Below are 21469 nucleotides of genomic sequence, written 5' to 3' on the forward strand. Positions count from 1 at the left end.
CAGGGGTACGGCGGTCCGGCGTCGTGCGGTGGCCTCAGGAACCGGGGGTGTTGCCGGCGCCCTTCGCCGTGGCCGCGAGGTAGTCGCGGTTGAGTCGGCCGATGGTGTTCAGCGGGATGCCCTTCGGGCAGGCCGGGGTGCATTCGCCGGCGTTGGTGCAGCCGCCGAAGCCGGCCTCGTCGTGCGCGTCGACCATGCCGATCACCCGGGTGTACCGCTCCGGCTGGCCCTGCGGCAGCAGCGAGAGCTGGGTGAGCTTGGCGGCGGTGAAGAGCATGCCGGAGCCGTTCGGGCAGGCTGCCACGCACGCGCCGCAGCCGATGCAGGCCGCCGACTCGAAGGCGGCGTCCGCGTTGGCCTTGGCGACCGGGGTGGAGTGCGCCTCGGGCGCGCTGCCGGTTGGCGCGGTGACGTAGCCACCGGCCGCGATGATCTTATCGAAGGCGCTCCGGTTGACCACCAGGTCCTTGATGACCGGGAAGGCGCTGGCCCGCCACGGCTCGATGTCGATCGTCTCGCCGTCGGTGAACTGGCGCATGTGCAGCTGGCACGCGGTGGTGCCGCGCTGCGGCCCGTGCGCGTCGCCGTTGATCATCAGGCCGCACATGCCGCAGATGCCCTCGCGGCAGTCGTGGTCGAACGCCACCGGGTCTTCGCCGGCGAGGATCAGCCGCTCGTTGAGCACGTCGAGCATTTCCAGGAACGACATGTCCGGGGACACGTCGTCGACCGGGTAGGTCACCATCCGACCCTTGTCCTCAGGGCCCTTCTGGCGCCAGATGCGCAGGGTCAGGTTCACTTGTAACTCCGCTGCGTGGGGTGGACGTATTCGAACTTCAGGTCTTCCTTGTGCAGCACCGAGGGCTCGCCGTCGGCGGTGAACTCCCAGGCCGCCACGTACGCGAACCGGTCGTCGTCGCGCTGCGCCTCACCGTCGGGCGTCTGGTGCTCGGCCCGGAAGTGGCCGCCGCAGGACTCCTCGCGGTGCAGGGCGTCGATGCACATCAGCTCGGCCAGTTCGAAGAAGTCGGCCACCCGGCCGGCCTTCTCCAGCGACTGGTTGAGTTCCTCGCCGGTGCCGGACACCTTGACCCGCTGCCAGAACTGCTCGCGCAGGCCGCGGATCTCGTCGATCGCCTTGCGCAGGCCGGCCTCGCTGCGTTCCATGCCGCAGTGTTCCCACATGATCTGGCCCAGTTCCCGGTGGAACGAGTCCACGGTCCGGTCACCGTTGACCGCGAGCAGCCGCTGGACGCGATCCTCGACGTCGGTGCGGGCCTCGACCGCCGCCGGGTGACTGGCGTCGACCTTCTCCAGCGGGCCGGAGGCCAGGTAGTTGGCGATGGTGGTGGGCAGCACGAAGTAGCCGTCGGCGAGGCCCTGCATCAGCGCGGAGGCGCCGAGGCGGTTCGCGCCGTGGTCGGAGAAGTTGGCCTCACCGATCACGAACAGGCCGGGGATGTTCGACTGGAGGTCGTAGTCGACCCACAGGCCGCCCATCGTGTAGTGCACGGCGGGGTAGATCCGCATCGGCACCTCGTACGGGTCCTCGCCGGTGATCCGCTCGTACATCTCGAAGAGGTTGCCGTACTTGGCCTCGATGGCCTTGCGGCCCAGCCGGTTGATCGCGTCGGCGAAGTCGAGGTAGACGCCGAGCTTGGTCGGTCCGACGCCCCGGCCCTCGTCGCAGACGTTCTTCGCGGCGCGGGAGGCGATGTCGCGGGGGACCAGGTTGCCGAAGGAGGGGTAGATCCGCTCCAGGTAGTAGTCCCGCTCGTCCTCTCCGATGTCCTTGGGGCTGCGGTCGTCACCCTTGGTCTTCGGCACCCAGACCCGGCCGTCGTTGCGCAGCGACTCGCTCATCAGGCTCAGCTTCGACTGGTGGTCGCCGGAGACCGGGATGCAGGTCGGGTGGATCTGCGTGTAGCAGGGGTTGGCGAAGTACGCGCCCTTGCGGTGCGCCCGCCAGGTGGCGGTGACGTTGCAGCCCTTGGCGTTGGTGGAGAGGTAGAAGACGTTGCCGTAGCCGCCGGAGGCGAGCACGACGGCGTCGGCCATCTCGGTGCTGATCTCGCCGGTGACCATGTCCCGGACGACGATGCCGCGGGCCTTGTCGTCGACGAGGACCAGCTCCAGCATCTCGTGCCGGGTGTTCATCTCGACGTTGCCCAGGCCGATCTGCCGTTCGAGGGCCTGGTACGCGCCGAGCAGCAGCTGCTGACCCGTCTGGCCCCGGGCGTAGAAGGTGCGCTGCACCTGGGCGCCGCCGAAGGAGCGGGTGTCCAGCAGGCCGCCGTACTCGCGGGCGAACGGCACACCCTGGGCGACGCACTGGTCGATGATGTTGACGGAGACCTCGGCGAGCCGGTGCACGTTCGACTCGCGGGAGCGGAAGTCGCCGCCCTTGACGGTGTCGTAGAACAGCCGGTGTACGGAGTCGCCGTCGTTGCGGTAGTTCTTCGCCGCGTTGATGCCGCCCTGTGCCGCGATGGAGTGCGCCCGGCGCGGGCTGTCCTGGTAGCAGTAGGACTTGACGTGGTAGCCCTGCTCGGCCAGGGTCGCCGCGGCCGAGCCACCGGCGAGGCCGGTGCCGACCACGATCACCGTCATCTTGCGGCGGTTGGCGGGGTTGACCAGCTTGGCCTCGAAGCGGCGGGTCTCCCAGCGCTTCTCGACCGGGCCGGCGGGAGCCTTGGTGTCGGCGATCGGGTCGCCCTCGGTGAAGAGTTCCATGTCAGGACACCAATCCGGTGAGTACGGCGAACGGGACCACCAGGTACCCGGCGCAGAGCAGCACGGCGAAGACCAGAGCTGCGGTACGCGCCCGACGCTCGCCACGCGGCGTCTGCTGGCCGAGGCTGCGGAACGCGCTGAACGCGCCGTGGCGCAGGTGGAAGCCCACCGCGACGATGGCGAGCGTGTAGAAGAGCGTGACGTACCAGCGCTCGGGCGCGAAGTCGGCGACGACGTTGCCGTACGGCTTGCTGGCGTCGCCGACCGGGTTCAGCGTGCCGGTGGTCAGGTCCAGGATGTGGTAGATCACGAAGAGCAGGATGATCACTCCACCCCAGCGCATCGTGCGGGCCGCGTAGCTGCCGTTGACCTTCTTGCGGTGGGCGTACTTGACCGGGCGGGCGGCGCGGGCCCGCATGGCCAGCACGGTGGCGGCGACGATGTGGGCGACGACCGCGACGACCAGCACGGTGCGCAGGATCCAGAGGAACCAGACGCCGGGCAGCAGCGGCTTGCCGATGTCGCGCAGCCAGTGCGCGTAGTGGTCGAACGAGGTTTCCCCCGTGAACACCTTGAGGTTCCCGAGCATGTGGGCGATCAGGAACAGCGCCAGCAGGATGCCCGTCACCGCCATGACGGCCTTGAGGCCGACGTTCGAGCGGATGGGCGACCGAGTTTTCGTCATTACCACGCAACCGACGCTAGGAGCACTTCGATCAGTCGTCCAATGCATCAAACTCGCAGTGTTGATAGCCGTAGGCTATGTAGATGCAGCTCCATCAGCTTCGGTACTTCGTCGCGGTGGCCGAAGTACGACATTTCACCCAAGCCGCCGATCTCGTAGGCATCACTCAGCCTTCTCTCAGTAAGCAAATTCACGCTCTGGAGACCGACCTCGGGGCGCCGTTGTTCGAGCGGGTACGGGGCAACATCGCCCTCACCGCCGCCGGTGAGGTGCTGCTGCCGTTGGCCACCCGGATCCTCGCCGACGTGGACACCGCCACCCGCGAGGTGCAGGAGCTGGTGGGGTTGCGCCGCGGTCGGGTCCGGCTCGGCGCCACCCCGAGCCTGGCCACCTCGCTCGCCCCGCCGGTGCTGCGCCGGTTTCGCGACGCGCATCCCACCGTCGACCTCAAGGTCGAGGAGGGTGGCTCCCAGGATCTGGTGCGCGATCTGCTCCGCGGCGACCTCGACCTGGCCCTCATCATCATGCCGGCCCAGGGTGCAGACCCCGGGCTGCGGGTCGATCCGATCCTGCGCGAGAGCCTGGTGGTGGCCTCGGTGGGGGAGGTGCCGACCGCGTCGCTGACCGGGGAGCTGCGGATCACCGACCTGCGGGACCAGCCGATGGTCATGTTCCGGGAGGGCTACGACCTGCGGGACGCGACCATCCAGGCCTGTCGGGAGGCAGGCTTCGAACCGACCTTCGCGGTGGACGGCGGCGAGATGGACGCCGTCCTCAGCTTCGTCGAGGCGGGGCTGGGCATCGCGCTGGTGCCGGGCATCGTGCTCGCCCGTCGCCCCGGCGTGCGGATCACGCCCCTCGCTCCGCCCGGGGTGCGACGGACCATCGCGGTGGCCCGCCGCCGCGACATCGTGCCCACCCACGCGGGTCGGGAACTCCGGCGGATCCTGCTCGACTACATCCAGGCGGCGATCGACCGGGGTGAGCTGCCGCCCGGCGTGGAGCCTCTGACCTGACCCGGCCGGCCGGGCCGGAGCGGCCCAGCCGGCCCAAGAGCGGTCGGCCCGGTCAGCGGCCCTCGGCGTCGTCCATCGCCCGGTAGATCCGTTGCTCCGAGACGGGGTACGGGGTGCCCAGCGCCTGGGCGAAGACGTTCACCCGCAACTCCTCGATCATCCAGCGGATCTGCCGGACGGCGGTCTCCTGCCGGCGGGCCGGCGGAAGGGCGGCGAGCAGGTCGGCGTACTCCTTCTGCACCGCCGCGATCCGGTCCTGCTGCTGGCGGTCCCGCTGCGGGTTGCCACCGAGGCGGTCCAGCCGACGTTCGATGGCGGTGAGGTAGCGCAGCAGGTCGGGCAGGCGCGCGTACCCGGTCTCGGTGATGAACCCGGCGTGCACCAGCCCGGCGAGCTGGCCGCGGATGTCGGCCAACGCGGCCACCACGGCGAGGTTGCGGGTGGCGCCGAGCCGCTGCTCGACGGCGTACGCGGCGGCGAGGACCTTGCGTACCCGGTCCATCACCTCGACCACGGTGTCGACCAGGTCGGCGCGGACCTTCTCGCGCAGTGCCGCGAACCCGTCGGCGTCCCACGCCGGCCCGCCCGCCGCGCCGATCAGCCGGTCGATGGCCGCGCCCGCCGCGTCCTCGATCAGCTCCTGCACGCCGCCGTGCGGGTTGCGGCTCAGCGCCAGCTTCGCCTCGTTGTTCAGCCGCCCCTGCAGGAACCGCGCCGGGGACGGCACGGTGAGTCGCAGCAGCCGGCGGGTGCCGGCCCAGTGCGACGCCTCCGCCTCGGCGGGGGAGTCGAACACCTTCACCCCGACCGTGGCGCCCTCGTCGACCAGCGCCGGGTACGCGGTCACCGCGTAGCCGGCGCGGACCTGCTCGATGCTGCGGGGCAGCGTGCCGATGCTCCACTCGCGCAGCCCGGTCCGGGCCACCTCCGGCGCGGCGGCCGCCACCACCTGGCGTACCTCCTGGCGCAGTTGACGTTGTAGGGCCGGCAGGTCCTTGCCCTCGGCGACGGGCTTTTCGTCGGCGTCGAGCACCCGGAAGGTGACCCGCAGGTGGGCGGGGAGCTTGCCCGGCTCCCAGGCGTCGCGGGGGACGGTCACGCCGGTCATCCGGCGCAGCTGCCGGGTGAGCGCGTCCAGCAACGGCTCCTCGCCCGGGGTGATGGCCGCGAGGGCGGCGCGGGCGTAGTCCGGGACCGGGACGAAGTTGCGGCGTATCGCCTTGGGCAGCGAGCGGATCAGCGCGATGACCGTCTCCTCGCGCAGCCCCGGCACCTGCCAGTCGAAGGTCTCCGCCGGCACCTGGTTGAGCAGCGGCAGCGGGATGTCGACGGTGACGCCGTCGTCCGGCGTGCCCGGCTCGAAGCGGTACGTCAGCGGCAGCGTCACCCCCTGGGTCTGCCACTCGTCCGGGTAGTCGTCCTCGTCCACCCCCGGTCGGCCGTCGTTGATCAGCAGGTCGCGGGTGAAGGTGAGCAGGTCGGGCTGCTCGCGGCGGGTCTTCTTCCACCAGCTGTCGAAGTGCCGGCCGGAGGACACGTCGGCCGGGATCCGCTGGTCGTAGAAGCCGAAGATGGTCTCGTCGTCGACCAGGATGTCCCGACGGCGGGCCCGGCTCTCCAACTCCTCGATCTCGGCGAGCAGCCGCTTGTTGTCCGCCCAGAACTGGTGGTGGGTCTGCCAGTCGCCCTCGACGAGAGCGTGCCGGATGAACAGCTCCCGGCTCAGCGTCGGGTCGATCCGCCCGAAGTTCACCTTGCGCGAGCTGACCAGTGGGACGCCGTACAGGGTGACCTTCTCGTAGGCCATCACCGCGGCCTGCTTCTTCTCCCAGTGCGGCTCGCTGTAGCTGCGCTTGACCAGGTGCTGCGCCAGCGGCTCGACCCACTCCGGCTCGACCCGGCCGGCGATGCGGCCCCACAGCCGGGACGTCTCCACCAGCTCGGCGGCCATCACCCAGCGCGGCGGCTTCTTGAACAGCGCCGAGCCGGGGAAGAGCGCGAACTTCGCCCCCCGCGCACCCAGGTACTCGTGCTTCTGGGCGTCCTTGAGCCCGATGTGCGACAGCAGGCCGGGCAGCAGCGACTGGTGGACCTTCGGGGTGTCGATCTCCTCCGGTAGGTCCGCGCCGCCCCGGCGGCTCTCACCCCGGCCGGCGTCCGCGCCGTCGGCGGTGTCGCGCGCCGGCCGCCCGCCGCGCCGGTCGCCCTCGGACGGGGTACGCAGGACCTGACGCAGTTGGCTGACGATGTCCTGCCACTCGCGGATCCGCAGGTAGTTCAGGTATTCCGCCTTGCACATCCGGCGGAACGCGCTGGAGGAAAGCTCCCGCTGCTGCTCGCGCAGGTAGCGCCACAGGTTGAGGTAGGCGACGAAGTCGGACTCCTTGTCGGCGAACCGGGCGTGCGCCTGGTCGGCCTGGGCCTGCTTCTCCGCCGGCCGCTCGCGCGGGTCCTGGATGGAGAGCGCGGCGGCGATCACCAACACCTCGGTGGCGCAACCGTTGCGTTCACCCTCGACCACCATCCGGGCCAGGCGCGGGTCGACCGGCAACTGGGCCAGGCGCCGGCCGAGCGCGGTGAGCCGCTTCGCCGGGTCCGCCTCGGTCGGGTCCAACGCGCCCAGCTCGTGCAGCAGGTTGACGCCGTCGGTGATGTTGCGCTTGTCCGGTGGGTCGATGAACGGGAACGCGGCGAGGTCGCCGAGCCCGATCGCTGTCATCTGGAGGATGACCGATGCCAGGTTGGTGCGCAGGATCTCCGGGTCGGTGAACTCGGGACGAGAGAGGAAGTCCTGCTCGTCGTAGAGGCGGATGCAGATGCCGTCCGAGGTGCGGCCGCAGCGGCCCTTGCGCTGGTTGGCCGACGCCTGGGAGACCGGCTCGATCGGCAGCCGCTGCACCTTCAGGCGACTGGAGTAGCGGGAGATGCGGGCGGTGCCCGGGTCCACCACGTACTTGATGCCGGGCACGGTCAGCGAGGTCTCCGCGACGTTGGTGGCGAGCACCACCCGGCGCGAGGAGTGCGCGGCGAAGACGCGGTGCTGCTCGGCGGAGGAGAGCCGGGCGTACAGCGGCAGGATCTCGGTGCCGAGCAGCGAGCGTTTCTTCTGCACCAGCTTGCCCAGCGCGTCGGCGGTGTCCCGGATCTCCCGCTCACCACTGAGGAAGACCAGGATGTCACCGGGGCCCTCGGCGGCCAGCTCCTCGACTGCGTCGCCGATCGCCTGGATCTGGTCGCGGACGTTCTCCTCGTCGCCGTCGCCGTCCTCCTCGCCCTCGGCGAGTTCGACGAGTGGCCGGTAGCGCACCTCCACCGGATAGGTACGCCCGGAGACCTCGACCACCGGCGCGGGCACGCCCTCCGGCTCGTCGGCCGTTGGTGGCCCGGCGAAGTGCCGGGCGAACCGGTCGGTCTCGATGGTCGCCGAGGTGATGATCACCTTGAGGTCGGGTCGGCGGGGCAGCAGCTCCCGCAGGTACCCGAGGATGAAGTCGATGTTGAGGCTGCGCTCGTGCGCCTCGTCGATGATCAACGTGTCGTACTGGCGCAGCATCCGGTCGGTCTGCAACTCGGCCAGCAGGATGCCGTCGGTCATCAGCTTGACCAGGCTGCGCTCGCTGACCTGGTCGGTGAAGCGCACCTTGTAGCCGACCACGTCACCCAGCTCGGTGCCCAGCTCGTCGGCGATCCGGTCGGCCACCGTGCGGGCTGCCAACCGTCGGGGCTGGGTGTGCCCGATCAGGCCGTGCACCCCGCGCCCCAGCTCCAGGCAGATCTTCGGGATCTGGGTGGTCTTGCCGGAGCCGGTCTCGCCCGCCACGATCACCACCTGGTGATCACGGATGGCGGCGGCGATGTCGTCCTTGCGCTCGCTGACCGGCAACCCCGCCGGGTACGTGATCACGGGCACCGCCGCTCGGCGGTTGGCGAGCCGTTGCTCGGCCCGGACCAGGTCGGCGGTGATCTCGGCCAGCGCCGCCTCCCGGCGCTGCGGGTCGCGCAGCTTGCGGGCGCCGTCCAGCCGCCGCTGGAGCCGGCGCTGGTCGCGGAACATCAGAGGGGTCAGGCGGCTGTACAGCTCGCGAACCTGGTCGGTCGCGACGGAGGCGGTTGGATTCTGCATGTCGTGCCCAAGGATAGGCAGCCCGGCGGCGTACCGCCCCTGGGTTACCGCGCGGCCGGTCCGTCGACGTCCCTGGGCGGCACCTAGAGTGGGCGCTCGACGCCGAGCGCTGGGGGGCCGAGATGGAGCTGCGGGACACCGACCGTGCGTTGGTGCAGGCCGCCACCGCGGTCGCCAAGCTGCGCTGCCGCAGCCAGCACCACACCGTCGCGTCGGCCGCCCGGACCGCCGACGGGCGGGTCTTCACGGGCGTGAACGTCCACCACGCCACCGGCGGGTCCTGCGCCGAACTCGTGGTGATCGGCACGGCCGCCACGCAGGGTGTGACCGAGCTGGAAACGATCGTCACGGTCACCGACCGGGGCCGCGACGTCAACGAGCCGTGCGGCGACTGCCGGCAGGTGCTGGCCGACTACTTTCCGGCGCTGCGCGTGATCACCGGAGAGCTGGACGCCCTGCGGGTGGTCGAGATCGGTTCGCTGCTCGGCTGAGTCAGTCGCCCGCCGCCGCCTCCAGCATCGACCGGGGGATCGGCACGCCCTCGAACCGCACGTTGCCTTCCGGCACCATCCAGCTCATCACCCGCACGTCCAGCCGTCCGGCCCGCACGGCCGGGTCGTTGGCGTAGAGGTCACGCGCCTCCTCCGGGGCGATGGAGAGCACGACGAAACCCCGCAGCCGGTCGTCGTCGGTGTCCAGGAAGGGCCCGGTCGCGAGCACCAGCCCCTGCTCCACGAGCCCCGCCTGGTGGGCCAGGTGCGCGTCCTGCAACCGGTCGATCGCGTCCTGCGGCAGCTCCGGCGGGTCTGGCGGTCGGGCCAGGAGGACGACCGTGTGCTGGTCGAATCGCATGAGCCCACCCTAGGTGCGCGGCCCCCGTCGCGCGGGCGTCTGCCCTGCTCAGCGGGTCGCGGATCGATAAGCGCCAGTTAGGCGGCCCCCACCTGAGCGGCTAAGGTAAGGCGAACCTAAGCGTGAACGTGCAGGAGACTCGTGACCACCCTCGTCACCCGGCCGACCCAGGCCCCCAGCCGGTCCGGCACCCGCACCGGCCGCCGGGTGGCCGTCACCGTCGGGTCTGCGCTGGTGCTGCTGCTCGCCGTACTGGCCAGCTTCGCGCTCGGCAGCCGGCAACTCGGCATCGACCAGGTCTGGCACGCTCTCGTCGCACCGGATGGCGGCGACGCCAGCACGATCGTCCGTGAGCTGCGGATGCCCCGCACCGCGCTCGGCCTCACCGTCGGGCTCGCCCTCGCGGTGGCTGGCGTGTTGTTCCAGGCGCTCACCCGCAACCCCCTCGCCGAGCCCCGCATCCTCGGCATCAGCGCCGGCGCGTCGTTCGGCGTGGTGCTCGCCATCTCCGTCTTCGGCATCAGCACGCTCGCCGGGTACGTCTGGTTCGGCATCGCCGGGGCACTCATCGCCGGGCTGCTGGTCTTCGCCATCGCCACCCGGGCCCGCGAGGGCGCCAGCCCGGTCACCCTCGCGCTGGTCGGCGCGGCCCTCGACGCCAGCCTGGCCTCCGGGGTGTACGCGCTGCTCAGCATCGACGCCCGCACCTTCGAGGAGTACCGGTTCTGGGTGGTCGGCGGCCTGGCCGGCCGGGACCTCTCGGTCGCCGCGCAGGTGCTGCCCTTCGTCCTCGCCGGGCTGGTGCTCGCCACCCTGGTCGCCCGAGGTCTGGACGCGCTGGCGCTCGGCGACGACGTGGCCCGGGGCCTCGGCCACCGCATCGGCCTGGTCCGCCTCGGCGGTGGGCTCGCCGCCGTGCTGCTGACCGGCGCGGCGGTGGCCGCAGCCGGACCGGTCGCCTTCGTCGGGTTGGCCGTGCCGCACCTGGCCCGCGCCCTGGTCGGCGCGGACCACCGCTGGACCCTCGCCGTCTCCGCCCTGCTCGGGCCCGCGCTGCTGCTCGGTGCCGACATCGTCGGCCGGGTCGTCGCCCCACCGGGCGAGATACCGGCCGGGATCGTCACCGCGCTGATCGGAGCGCCGCTGCTGGCCGTCCTGGTCCGCCGCGCCCGGGTGGTGACCGCGTGACCACCACCCAGCGCCCCTCGGGTCCGCCCGCCCAGGCCGGCCTGTCACCCACCGCGTCACCCGCTGGTGGCTCTGCCCGACTGCCCGGTCGGTCGCTGCTGCGGATCGGCCCGGTCAGCCTGGTCATCCGCCGCCGGGCGGTGCTGGTGGCCGCCGTGCTGACCGTGCTGCTCCTGCTGGCCGTCGTGCTCAGCCTCTCGCTGGGCACCCCGTACGTCGCCCCGGCCGACGTGCTGCGCGCCCTCTCCGGCGCCGGCACCCCGTACGACCTCGTGGTCTTTGATCTTCGGTTGCCGCGGGTCGTGCTGGCGGCGACGGCCGGCGCCGCCTTCGGCATCGCCGGCACCCTGATCCAGAGCGTGGCCCGCAACCCGCTCGCCAGCCCGGACGTGATCGGCATCACCCAGGGCGCCGGTCTCGCCGCGACGGTGGCCCTGACCAGCGGCATGGCCGCGGTGCTGGTGGCACCCACCGCGCTGGTGGGCGGGCTGCTCGCGGCGGTGCTGCTGTTCGCCCTCGGCGCCCGGCACGGGCTGGCCGCGCAGCGGTTCGTGCTCGCCGGTGTGGCGGTCGCCTTCGGCTTCCGGGCGCTCACCGAGGTGGTCATGCTCACCGCCGACCCGATCGACGGCCTCCGCGCGCAGATCTGGCTGATCGGCACCCTGGCCGGCAAGGGCTGGACCGAGGCGGCCTGGATCGCCGGCACTCTGCTGGTGCTGCTGCCGGTGCTGGCCTGGGCCGGCTGGGCGCTGAACAGCACCGCCCTGGACGACGACACCGCCCGCGGCGTCGGGCTTCGCCCGGTGGCCCGCCGGATCGGCCTTGCCGGCACCGGCGTCCTCGTCGCCGCGATGGTCACCGCCCAGGTCGGCGCCGTCGACTTCGTCGCGCTGGTCGCGCCCCAGGTGGCCCGTCGACTGGTACGCGCCGAACGGCCACCGCTGGTCTGCGCCGCGCTGCTCGGCGCGCTGCTGCTGGTGCTGGCGGACCTGGCCGGCCGACGCCTGCTCGCACCCACCCAACTGCCCGCCGGTGTGCTGACCGCCGCCATCGGCGGCCCGTACCTGATCTTCCTGCTGCTGCGCGGACGGCGGCGGTCGTCGTGACGCCTCAAGGAGTCGTGTGATGCTCTCCACCCGCGACCTGGTCGCCGGCTACGACGAGCGGACCGTGCTCGACGGGCTCGACCTGGACCTGCCCACCGACGCGTTCACCGTGATCGTCGGCCCGAACGCGTGCGGCAAGTCCACCCTGCTGCGCACCATGGCCCGGCTGCTCACCCCGCGCCGGGGCACGGTGCTGCTGGACGGCACCGCGATCCGCGACCTGCCGACCCGGGAGGTGGCCCGCCGCCTCGGCGTCCTGCCGCAGAGCCCACTGGTGCCCGAGGGCGTCACAGTGGCTGACCTGGTCGGGCGCGGCCGGCAGCCCTACCAGCGTTGGTGGCGGCAGTGGTCGCCGGAGGACGGCGCGGCCGTCGACCAGGCGATGACCCTGGCCGACGTGACCGACCTGGCCGACCGGCCGGTGGACAGCCTCTCCGGCGGTCAGCGGCAGCGGGTGTGGATCGCCATGACGCTCGCCCAGGACACCGACGCCCTGCTGCTGGACGAGCCGACCACCTTCCTCGACCTGGCCCACCAGGTGGAGGTGCTGGACCTCCTGCACCGGCTACGCGTCGAGCGGGGCCGCACCGTGGTCGCCGTGCTGCACGACCTGAACCAGGCCGCCCGCTACGCCGACCACCTGGTCGCGATGCGCGCCGGTGCCGTGGTGGCCGCCGGGCCGCCCCGGGAGATCCTCACCGCCGACCTGGTCCGCGACGTCTTCGGGCTGGCCTGCGTGGTCGTGCCCTGCCCGGTGACCGGCGCGCCGCTGGTGGTGCCCGCGTACACCGGCGGCAACTCCGCCGCGTCCGCTGGCGGTGCCGTCGCGTCCGCTGGTGCGGGAGACCCTGATTCGTCGACGGCGTCCGTACCGGACGCCCGACCCACCACCGGCGACGCGGCCACCCCGCTCGCCGGTTCGCACCCTTCGAAAGGACTCTGATGCGTCGTCTCGTCGCCGCTCTCGCCGCGGCCGTCGCCCTCGGCGTCGGACTCACCGCCTGCGGTGAGAGCGACCCGGTCGCCGGCTCCACCACCGGGGAGACCCGGGAGATCACCCACGTCATGGGCACCACCAAGGTCCCGGCCGAGCCCAAGCGCGTCGTCGTGCTCGACACCGACAAGATCGACACCGCGCTCTCGCTGGGCGTCACGCCCGTCGGCGCCGCCACGGCCGGCGAAGCCAAGAGCTGGCCGACCTACTTCGGCGCGGACAAGCTCGCCGGCATCAAGGAGGTCGGGGTGCTCACCGAACCCGACCTGGAGGCCATCAACGCCCTGAAGCCGGACCTCATCCTCGGCAGCAAGTTCCGCCAGGAGAAGTTCTACGACGAGCTGGCCGCCATCGCGCCGACCGTGTTCACCGACAAGGTGGGCATCGCCTGGAAGGAGAACTTCCTCCTGGACGGCAAGGCGCTCGGCCGCGAGCAGCAGGCCAAGGACCTGCTCGGCGCGTACGAGAAGCGGGCCAAGGACTTCGGTGCGACCCTCGGCGACGCCGCCTACCGCAAGGTGTCGATCGTGCGGTTCCTGCCCGGCAACATCCGGGTGTACGGCCCGGACTCGTTCTCCGGCATCGTCATCGGCGACACCGGTCTGGGCCGCCCCGAGCGGCAGTTGCTCGCCAACAAGGAGGACAAGCGCTTCGACCTGGTCAGCCCCGAGCGGGTCAACGAGGTCGACGGTGACGTCATCTTCGTGACCGCGTACGGCGACAAGGCCGCCGCCGAGCAGACCAAGGTCGCGGGCGGGACCCTCTGGAAGGGCCTCAACGCCGTCAAGGCCGGCAAGGCGTACCCCGTCTCCGACGAGGTCTGGATGACGGGCATCGGCGTCGGTGCCGCCAACAAGATCCTCGACGACCTGACCAAGTACCTCCCCGCCGCCTGACAACCCCTCAGCGCCCGCGCACCGCGCACCGCAAGCCCCGCGCTCCGCGCGCGCCCACCCCAAGATCCGCGCAACTTCGGTGAAAGTGCTGCCTCACGACCTGGTGAGACAGCAAGATCCCTGAAACTGCGCGGATCTTGGCGTGTGTGGGTGTGGGGTGTGGGTGGGGGTCTGGTTCTGGGGCGGGGTCAGCGGGAGCGGGACCGGAGGGCTTGACGGAGTTCGGCGAGGAAGCCGTCGAAGTCCTCGCGGAACCGTTTCGCGGTGACGTGCAGGACGATCCAGTCCTCGCCGAGCAGGCGGTTGAGGCGGCGGCGGTCCCGGTGGAACTGCTCGGGATCGTCGTGCCACAAGCCGTCGTACTCGACGGCGACCTTGAGATGTGGCCACGCAAGATCGAGGCGGGCCACGAACCTGCCGTCTCGCTCGACGACGAACTGGGTCACGGGTGCCTGCACCCCGGCGAGCACGATCCGCACCCGCAGCCGTGACTCCGGGGCTGATTCGGCGCCGGCGTCGGCCAGCTCAGCTACCCGCATCATCCGTCTCCAGCCTCGGTTGCCGGCTCTCGACCGGGAGCCTGTGCGAAGCTCAGGGATCACCACCAGCCGTTGGCTGGCGAGGCGGTCCACGATGGCGACAGCCTCCTCGGTCGGCAGCCACTGGGCCAGGTCCCAACATGTGCGAGTCGGCGTGGTCAGCGGAATGCCCTGACGTATCGCGATGTCGGTCGCGGCGATCTCGCTGGCGTGCACGACGAGCCCCGAGACGGGACCGAACCGCAGAGCGGCGGGCACGAGCACGTCGAGGGGCTCGTGGTCGGCAACCGATGCCGCGCCGTAGAGCGCCGCCGCACTGCGACCAGCGATCACCACACCCGGTGGCAGCACCCAGCGCACCGCGGCGGCGCAACGAGTGCGATGGGTGACCTCCAGTCGGGCATCCGCGTAGACGTCCCGGAACAGTGGGCGCCATGCCCTGCTGCGCAGCTCCGTTCGGGTGAGCAGGCCTTGGGCAACGACACGGGAGCCGCGAAAGACGCGCCCTTGGAGGCTCGCAGGCCGTCGTGGGGAAACAGGCATGACGACACCTTGACCGGCAGAGGTGTGCGCCTGCAGCCCCTGTGGATAACCCCCGACCAGGTCCTGAACGCCAAGATCCGCGCAACTTCGCTGTTCTTGCTGCCTCCTCACGACGTGAGACAGCAGCATCCCCGAAGTTGCGCGGATCTTGGGCGGATAGAGCGCGGCGGGCGGGTTGGGGGGTTGGGGGGTTGGGGGGTGGGGGTGGGGGTGGGGGTGGGATGGGGTTAGGCGGCGGTGGACCAGATGGCGCGGAACGCGGCGGCTTCGCCGGACAGCCAGCGCTCGATCTGGTCGGGCTTGGCGTCACTGGGCATGCGGTGGGCCTGGCCGCGACGGATGTCGACCAGGATCGGCTCTGCGTGGGGGAGGACCGCGTCCATGTGTCGGGCCATCAGGTGCAGGGTGGCGAGCACCGATTCCTCACTCGGTGGGGCCTCGTCGAAGTGCAGCCGGACCGCTTCGGCGCGGCCGTCGGCGTGGCGTACGCCGAAGTGGGGGTTGATCTTGACCGGTAGGTCACCCAGCATCGCCAGGGCATCACGTGTCTGGGCGAGGTCGACGGCTGCCGGATCGCCGAGGGAGTGCAGCCAGGCCGTGGCGCCGGGGACGAGCGCCTGGTAGAGCGGGCGCCAGCGTGGCTTGACCACATCGACCACGCCGGTCAGGTGCGTGCCACCGGTGTGGAAGGCGATGTCGGCCTTGAGCGCCTTGACGAACTGGCCGTGCGGGTTGAAGCCGGACCTGCTGGCGCGCTGCTTGCGCAGCCCGCCCACGAAGGTCGCCTTGGTGGGGCCGGTGCGGTCGACGTAGCGGGTGAAACCGAGCAGTGTGGCGTAGGGGGTGAGGGGCGTGGAGGCGGGCACTGTCACGAGCGTCCTCCCAGGTCAGGAACTCGATTAGTACATACATTCTAATCGACGGGTCTGACATCGCCCAGCGAATCCGGGGTCCGGAGATGTGCGGTTTCCGGAGGACCCGCGCTGCCGGCCGGCCCTCACTCGGCGCGGGGTGTGTCCAGGGTGGTCAGGGCGGCGGTCAGGCGGTCGATCCCGAACGCGAAGGCCTCGTCGAGGTCGCCACCAAGGTTGAAGGCACCCGCCAGTTCCATGCTGATGAAGCCGTTCGCCCAGGCGGTGAACATGCGCGCGGCCGACAGGGCGTGCTCGGGCCCGGCGAGTTCCGCGGCGAGGCGCAGGGCGGGGGCGCTCGCCCGGGTGAGGATGTCGAGGCTGGGCCTGGTGTCCGCGGGGCCGGTGGCGAAGATCAGGTGGTAGCCCGCGGGTTGGGCGTGGGCGAACGCGCGGAAGGCGTGGGCCAGCTCGGCGAGGTCTCGGCCCGGATCGCCGCTGCCGGCTACGGCGCCGAGCTGCTCGCCGAGGTCGTGCACGGCTGATTCGGTGACGAGCCGGATGAGGTCGTCACGGTTGCGGACCCGTTTGTACAGCGAGGGGGCGCGGACGCCGACCCGCTGGGCGACCGCCTGCATGGTCAGGCCGGGAAGCCCTTCGGACTCCAGGATCTGGCGGGCGGCCGCGACGATGTCGGCGAGGGACGTCCGGTCGGGAGTCGGCATGCGGTGTTCCTTCCGGGGTGGGCGACGTTCGTCACCCATCATAGCTATGGCCCTTAGGCATCATGGCTATGTATCGTAGCTATCAGGGAACGACATCACCTCGGAGGAAAGTCATGAAGCTCGGGCCGCACCTGCACCGCATCGGCAACGACATCGTCGCCGCGTACCTCGTCGAGACCGACGAGGGCGTGACCGTCGTGGACGCCGGCCTCTCCGGTCACTGGCCGGAGCTGCTGGCGGAGTTGTCCGCCATGGGTCGCTCGCTCGCCGACGTCCGAGGTCTGATCCTCACCCACGGCGACACCGACCACATCGGCTTCGCCGAGCGGCTCCGGCGCGACCACGGCGTACCGGTCTACGTGCACGAGGCGGACGCCGCCCGAGCCCGCGGCGAGGTCAAGTCCAAGGCGCCCTTCGGGACCTTCAAGGTGGGTGCCGTGGCCAGCTTCCTGATGTACGCGGGCCGCAAGGGTGGGCTGCGCACGACGTACCTCAGCGAGGTGATCACCGTGCGGGACGGTCAGGTGCTCGACCTGCCCGGCGCTCCGCGCGTCATCGGGATGCCCGGCCACTCGCCGGGCAGCATCGCCGTGCACGTGCCGATCGCCGACGCCGTGTTCGTCGGCGACGCGCTCACCACCCGACACGTGCTGACCGGCCGGTCGGGCCCGCAGCCGGCGCCGTTCACCGACGACCCGGCCCTGGCGCTCGCCTCGCTGGCCCGCATCGAGGACCTGCGGGCGACGTGGATCCTCCCCGGCCACGGCACCCCCTGGAACGAGGGTGCCGTCGAGGCGGTGCGCCGGATCAAGGCTGCCGCCCAGGCCGGGTGATGGTGGGCGTCAGAGCTGGCCGACGTCCGTGATCCGGACGACCGCGGCGCCGACCTCGTCGGAGGCCACCAGGTCGATCTCGGCGCTGATGCCCCAGTCGTGGTCGCCGTTGGGGTCGTCGAAGCTCTGCCGGACGGTCCACCGCTCCCGGCCCTGCTCGATCATGAGCAGTGCCGGCCCCCGGGCGTCCGGCCCGACGCCGATCGAGTCGTACTCCTCGAAGTACGGCGCGAGCGCGTCGGCCCACGCGTCGTAGTCCCAGCCGTCCTCGGCGTCCAACTCGGCGAGCAGGTCCCAGCGGCGCAGCGCGGCCAGCTCGACGCGGCGGAACAGCGCGTTGCGCACCAGCACCCGGAACGCCCGCGCGTTGCGGGTCACCGCTGGCGGTCGGTCGGTCAGCGCGGCGTGCGCCAGGGCCACCTCGGCCACGTCGGACGGGTTGCGCAGCCGCTCCCACTCGTCGATCAGGCTGGAGTCGACCTGGCGGACCAGCTCGCCCAACCACTCGATGAGGTCGATCAGCTCCTCGGTCTTGGCGTCCTCGGGCACGGTCTGCCGCAACGTCTTGTACGCGTCGGCCAGGTAGCGCAGGACCAGGCCTTCCGAGCGGGTCAGCCCGTAGAACTGCACGTACTCGGTGAAGGTCATGGCCCGCTCGTACATGTCGCGGACGACGGCCTTGGGGGAGAGCTGGTGGTCGGCGACCCAGGGGTGCCCCTGCCGGTACATCTCGTACGCGGCTTCCAGCAGCTCCGCGAGGGGCTTCGGGTGGGTCACCTCGTCGAGCAGTTCGAGGCGGGCCTCGTACTCGATGCCCTCTGCCTTCATCGCGGCGACCGCCTCGCCGCGCGCCTTGAACTGCTGCGCGGACAGGATCTGCCGGGGGTCGTCGAGGATGGACTCGACCACGCTCAGCACGTCGAGCGCGTACGACGGGGACTCGGCGTCGAGCAGCTCGATCGTGGCCAGGGCCAGAGGCGAGAGCGGCTGGTTGAGGGCGAAGTCGAGCTGGAGGTCGACGGTGAGCCGGATCCGCCGGCCGGTCTCGTCCGGCTCGGGCAGCTCCTCGACCACCCCACCGGCGCGCAGCGCCCGGTAGATCGCGATGGCCCGGCGGATGTGCCGGCGCTGGGCGGCGGGCTCCTCGTGATTGTCGGTGAGCAGGTGCCGCATCGCGGTGAACGCGTCCCCGGGCCGGCCGATGACGTTGAGCAGCATCGAGTGGCTGACCTGGAAGCTGGAGGTCAGCGGCTCCGGCTCGGCGTCGACCAGCCGGTCGAAGGTGGGCTGGCCCCAGCCGATCGAGCCCTCGGGCGGCTTCTTGCGGACCACCTTGCGCCGCTTCTTCGGGTCGTCGCCGGCCTTGGCCAGGGCCTTCTCGTTGTCGATGACGTGCTCGGGAGCTTGCACCACCACCCGGCCGATGGTGTCGTAGCCGGCCCGGCCCGCCCGCCCGGCGATCTGGTGGAACTCCCGGTTCTTGAGCAGCCGGGTACGGACCCCGTCGTACTTCGACAGGCCGGTGAACAGCACGGTGCGGATCGGCACGTTGATGCCGACGCCGAGGGTGTCGGTGCCGCAGATGACCTTGAGCAGGCCGGCCTGGGCGAGGGTCTCCACCAGTCGGCGGTACTTCGGCAGCATGCCGGCGTGGTGGACGCCGATGCCGTGCCGAACCAGCCGGGAGAGCGTCTTGCCGAAGCCGGCGGTGAACCGGAAACCACCGATCGCCTCGGCGATCATGTCCTTCTCGGCGCGGGTGCAGACGTTGACGCTGGTCAGCGCCTGGGCGCGTTCCAGTGCGGCGGCCTGGGTGAAGTGCACCACGTAGACCGGGGCCTGCTTGGTCTCCAGCAGCTCCTCAAGCGTCTCGTGCAGCGGCGTCATCGCGTACGAGAAGATGAGCGGGACCGGCCGCTCCGCCGAGCGCACGACGGCGGTCGGCCGCCCGGTGCGCCGCGTCAGGTCGTCGACGAACCGGGTGGTGTCCCCCAGAGTGGCGGACATCAGGATGAACTGGGCCTGCGGCAGCTCGATGATCGGCACCTGCCACGCCCAACCCCGGTCGGGCTCGGCGTAGAAGTGGAACTCGTCCATGACCACCTGGCCGACGTCGGCCTTCACACCCTCGCGCAGCGCCAGGTTCGCCAGGATCTCCGCCGTGCAGCAGATGATCGGGGCATCGGCGTTGACGCTGGCGTCGCCGGTGAGCATGCCGACGTTCTCGGCGCCGAAGACCTCGCAGAGCGCGAAGAACTTCTCCGACACCAGCGCCTTGATCGGCGCGGTGTAGAAGGTCGTCCGGCTGTCGGCGAGCGCCGCGAAGTGCGCGGCGATGGCCACCAGGCTCTTACCTGAGCCGGTCGGCGTGTTCATGATCAGGTTGGCGCCGGAGACGATCTCGATGACCGCCTCCTCCTGATGGGGGTAGAGGTCGAGGCCGCGCTCCTTCGCCCAACCGGCGAACGAGTCGAAGAGGGTGTCGGGGTCGGCGCTTCTCGGAAGCGCGGCGGTGAGCGTCATAGCCTGTCCATGGTGCCTGGATCATGCCCCGCTACGCCAACCCGGTGTCCGCCGGACCTCCGTTCGGGGCGGCGGGTCCGGGCCGCCGGTCCGGGCCGGCGCGTCACCGTCGGCGGTAGATCAGGTCGGCGACCGGCCGGCCGGCCGTGATCGCCCGCCGCTCGAACTTCGTCACCGGCCGGTGCGCCGGACGCGGCGCGAAGCCGCCGTACGTGTCCACCAACCCCGGGTCCGCCTCCAGGGTCTCCCGCATCGACTCGGCGTACTCGGCCCAGTCGGTCGCGCAGTGCAGCGTGCCGCCGGGCCGCAGTCGGGACCGCAGCAGCGCCACGTGCGCCGGCTGGATGATCCGCCGCTTGTGGTGGCGGGTCTTCGGCCACGGGTCGGGGAAGAAGATGTGTACGGCGTCCAGCACGCCCTCGGGCAAGCCGTTGACCAGGGACAACGCGTCGCCCTCCGCCACCCGTACGTTGCGCAGGCCACCGCGCTCCACCAGGTCGAGCAGGTTGGCGATTCCCGGCGTGTGCACCTCGACCGCCAGATAATCTCGATCCGGGTCGGCGGCAGCCATCGCGGCGGTGCTGTCGCCCATGCCCGAGCCGATCTCCAGCACCACCGGCGCCCGGCGACCGAACAGGTCGGCCAGGTCGACGGGCACGACCGGTCCGTCCGGCACATCCAGGCCGTACGCGGGCCAGAGCCGGCCCAGCGCATCGGTCTGCCGGTCGCTCATCCGACCCCGACGGGGGTGGAACGTGCGGATCGTCCGGCTCGTGGGCGGGACGGCGGGGTCATGGTCGGTGGCGGTCACAGCGACCCGAGCGTACGCGACGCCGTCGACGGATCGGGTGTGATGTGCGACCGGAAATGAGAGGATCCAACTGGTACGGCAGGTCGGGTGCTCCGCTGCCCGACACGGCCGCGCGGCGTCGAGAGGGGGCATCGTGACAGTGACCCGTGGCGGCGTGACCCTGTCGGTGCTGGCCGTGCTCGTCGGGCCCCTGCTGGCCGCCGCTCCCGCGCTCGCCGCTCCGGCACCGGTCGCCTCGGTGCCCGCCGCTCCTGCGCCCGTTGCTCGGGTGCTCGCCGCTCCCGCGCCGCAGCCCGAAGGCCCGCCGGGTGGCACGTCCCAGCCATCGCCGGTGGACATCTTCGTCGAGGTGAGCCCCAGCACGGTGCAGCCCGGCTACCTGGTCGGCATCCGCGCCAGTTGTCGGGACAACTCGGTGGGCGCGACAGTCGTCTCCGACGCCTTCGGCGCGGTCGGTGTGCAGCCGCAGCGCGGGGTGCTGACCGCCGCGCCGATGGTGCGCGATCGCACTCGCCCCGGCAACTACCGGGTCAAGTTGGAGTGCCGCGACGGCGAAACTGCCTCGACCATGCTCCAGGTGGTCAAGAAGGTGCCGTCCCAGCCCAGTCGCGGCCCGGCCACCGGCTTCGGCGGGGGCGCCGGCGGGATGACCGGCAAGCTGCTGCTGCCCGGCGGCGCGGCGCTGACCATCACCGGCCTGATCCTCGCCGTGACGGCGCTGCGCCGGCCGCGCCCGGTCCACGGCGCTACGCGGCGCTGAGCCTGCCATGGCGATCTTCCGCCCCCCGTCGCCGCCGGCCGGTCCCCGCCAGCCCGGCGCTTCCGGCTCGCCGTCCGGTCCGCGCCCGTCTCCCGGTCCGCGCCCGTCTCCCGGTCCGCGCCCGTCTCCCGGTGGGCGCCCGTCTCCTGGTGGGCGTCCGTCGCCCGGTGTCGGCCAGTCTTCGGGTGCCGGTCCGTCGCCGGGTGCGCGTCCGTCGCCCGGTGCTCGCCGCTCCCGGGACGATCGCTGGCCGGAAGACGACCGCCTACCGCTGGACGACCCGTGGCCGGA

Annotated in this window: 18 protein-coding genes; 8 read left to right on the plus strand and 10 right to left on the minus strand. The window is 71.5% G+C overall.

The features are described 5' to 3' along the window. Positions 1-34: 34 nt before the first annotated feature. Genes GA0070619_RS06730 through GA0070619_RS06740 form a run of 3 tightly spaced genes read right to left on the minus strand, consistent with a single transcriptional unit; the run spans position 35 to position 3418 of the window. Positions 35-799, minus strand: coding sequence for a succinate dehydrogenase/fumarate reductase iron-sulfur subunit (locus GA0070619_RS06730; protein WP_088947260.1), 765 nt, complete (start codon positions 797-799; stop codon positions 35-37). Next, positions 796-2733 carry a fumarate reductase/succinate dehydrogenase flavoprotein subunit gene (locus GA0070619_RS06735; protein WP_088947261.1) on the minus strand — a complete coding sequence of 646 codons (1938 nt, stop codon included), beginning with the start codon at positions 2731-2733 and terminating at the stop codon, positions 796-798. The genes GA0070619_RS06730 and GA0070619_RS06735 overlap by 4 nt, the downstream gene beginning before the upstream one ends. Position 2734: 1 nt before the next feature. Beyond that, positions 2735-3418 (minus strand): succinate dehydrogenase cytochrome b subunit, encoded by a 684-nt coding sequence (locus tag GA0070619_RS06740; RefSeq protein ID WP_088947262.1) that lies wholly within the window; start codon positions 3416-3418, stop codon positions 2735-2737. A gap of 83 nt (positions 3419-3501) precedes the next feature. Between GA0070619_RS06740 and GA0070619_RS06745 the strand changes: the two genes are divergently transcribed. Next, entirely contained in the window at positions 3502-4434 is a 933-nt protein-coding gene (locus GA0070619_RS06745) for a LysR family transcriptional regulator (protein ID WP_088947263.1), read from the plus strand. A 52-nt stretch (positions 4435-4486) separates the two neighbouring features. Here GA0070619_RS06745 and hrpA read toward each other — a convergent pair whose 3' ends face one another. Beyond that, positions 4487-8557, minus strand: a complete 4071-nt coding sequence (hrpA, locus tag GA0070619_RS06750; RefSeq protein ID WP_088947264.1) for an ATP-dependent RNA helicase HrpA — start codon at positions 8555-8557, stop codon at positions 4487-4489. Positions 8558-8679: 122 nt separating this feature from the next. Here hrpA and GA0070619_RS06755 point away from each other — a divergent pair, with 122 nt between their 5' ends. Continuing rightward, positions 8680-9048 carry a cytidine deaminase family protein gene (locus GA0070619_RS06755; protein WP_088947265.1) on the plus strand — a complete coding sequence of 123 codons (369 nt, stop codon included), beginning with the start codon at positions 8680-8682 and terminating at the stop codon, positions 9046-9048. A gap of 1 nt (position 9049) precedes the next feature. On the opposite strand, the gene GA0070619_RS06760 is transcribed toward GA0070619_RS06755, so the two are convergent. Next, the gene (locus tag GA0070619_RS06760) at positions 9050-9409 is read right to left on the minus strand and encodes a YciI family protein (RefSeq protein WP_088947266.1); all 360 of its coding nucleotides are present in this window, start codon (positions 9407-9409) and stop codon (positions 9050-9052) included. Between the two features lie 141 nt (positions 9410-9550). Between GA0070619_RS06760 and GA0070619_RS06765 the strand changes: the two genes are divergently transcribed. The 4 genes from GA0070619_RS06765 to GA0070619_RS06780 are packed head-to-tail and all read left to right on the plus strand — an operon-like array spanning position 9551 to position 13593. Continuing rightward, complete coding sequence (locus GA0070619_RS06765) at positions 9551-10597, plus strand: FecCD family ABC transporter permease (RefSeq protein ID WP_088947267.1); 1047 nt, start codon at positions 9551-9553, stop codon at positions 10595-10597. After that, positions 10594-11703: a FecCD family ABC transporter permease gene (locus GA0070619_RS06770; RefSeq protein ID WP_231927310.1), complete on the plus strand. Its 1110-nt coding sequence runs from the start codon at positions 10594-10596 to the stop codon at positions 11701-11703. The genes GA0070619_RS06765 and GA0070619_RS06770 overlap by 4 nt, the downstream gene beginning before the upstream one ends. A gap of 19 nt (positions 11704-11722) precedes the next feature. Beyond that, complete coding sequence (locus GA0070619_RS06775) at positions 11723-12646, plus strand: ABC transporter ATP-binding protein (RefSeq protein ID WP_088947268.1); 924 nt, start codon at positions 11723-11725, stop codon at positions 12644-12646. Then, positions 12646-13593 (plus strand): ABC transporter substrate-binding protein, encoded by a 948-nt coding sequence (locus tag GA0070619_RS06780; protein ID WP_088947269.1) that lies wholly within the window; start codon positions 12646-12648, stop codon positions 13591-13593. The genes GA0070619_RS06775 and GA0070619_RS06780 overlap by 1 nt, the downstream gene beginning before the upstream one ends. Before the next feature lie 188 nt (positions 13594-13781). Here GA0070619_RS06780 and GA0070619_RS06785 read toward each other — a convergent pair whose 3' ends face one another. The 3 genes from GA0070619_RS06785 to GA0070619_RS06795 all read right to left on the minus strand — a co-directional run bounded on the left by GA0070619_RS06785 (position 13782) and on the right by GA0070619_RS06795 (position 16251). Continuing rightward, positions 13782-14675: a hypothetical protein gene (locus tag GA0070619_RS06785; RefSeq protein WP_157743925.1), complete on the minus strand. Its 894-nt coding sequence runs from the start codon at positions 14673-14675 to the stop codon at positions 13782-13784. A 227-nt stretch (positions 14676-14902) separates the two neighbouring features. Beyond that, positions 14903-15547: a hypothetical protein gene (locus GA0070619_RS06790; protein ID WP_088947271.1), complete on the minus strand. Its 645-nt coding sequence runs from the start codon at positions 15545-15547 to the stop codon at positions 14903-14905. A 125-nt stretch (positions 15548-15672) separates the two neighbouring features. Next, on the minus strand, positions 15673-16251 hold the full coding sequence (locus tag GA0070619_RS06795; RefSeq protein WP_088947272.1) for a TetR/AcrR family transcriptional regulator: 579 nt from the start codon (positions 16249-16251) through the stop codon (positions 15673-15675). A 113-nt stretch (positions 16252-16364) separates the two neighbouring features. Between GA0070619_RS06795 and GA0070619_RS06800 the strand changes: the two genes are divergently transcribed. Further along, entirely contained in the window at positions 16365-17084 is a 720-nt protein-coding gene (locus GA0070619_RS06800; RefSeq protein ID WP_088947273.1) for an MBL fold metallo-hydrolase, read from the plus strand. Positions 17085-17093: 9 nt separating this feature from the next. Here GA0070619_RS06800 and GA0070619_RS06805 read toward each other — a convergent pair whose 3' ends face one another. Together GA0070619_RS06805 and trmB are read right to left on the minus strand one after the other, a co-directional pair. Beyond that, on the minus strand, positions 17094-19607 hold the full coding sequence (locus tag GA0070619_RS06805) for a DEAD/DEAH box helicase (RefSeq protein ID WP_088947274.1): 2514 nt from the start codon (positions 19605-19607) through the stop codon (positions 17094-17096). Positions 19608-19710: 103 nt separating this feature from the next. Further along, a complete protein-coding gene (gene trmB, locus GA0070619_RS06810) occupies positions 19711-20418 on the minus strand; it encodes a tRNA (guanosine(46)-N7)-methyltransferase TrmB (RefSeq protein ID WP_406085032.1) in 708 nt (235 codons plus the stop codon). 130 nt (positions 20419-20548) lie between these two features. Here trmB and GA0070619_RS06815 point away from each other — a divergent pair, with 130 nt between their 5' ends. Then, the gene (locus tag GA0070619_RS06815; protein ID WP_088947276.1) at positions 20549-21178 is read left to right on the plus strand and encodes a hypothetical protein; all 630 of its coding nucleotides are present in this window, start codon (positions 20549-20551) and stop codon (positions 21176-21178) included. Positions 21179-21469: the final 291 nt, after the last annotated feature.

Source organism: Micromonospora zamorensis (assembly GCF_900090275.1).
Taxonomy (GTDB): domain Bacteria; phylum Actinomycetota; class Actinomycetes; order Mycobacteriales; family Micromonosporaceae; genus Micromonospora; species Micromonospora zamorensis.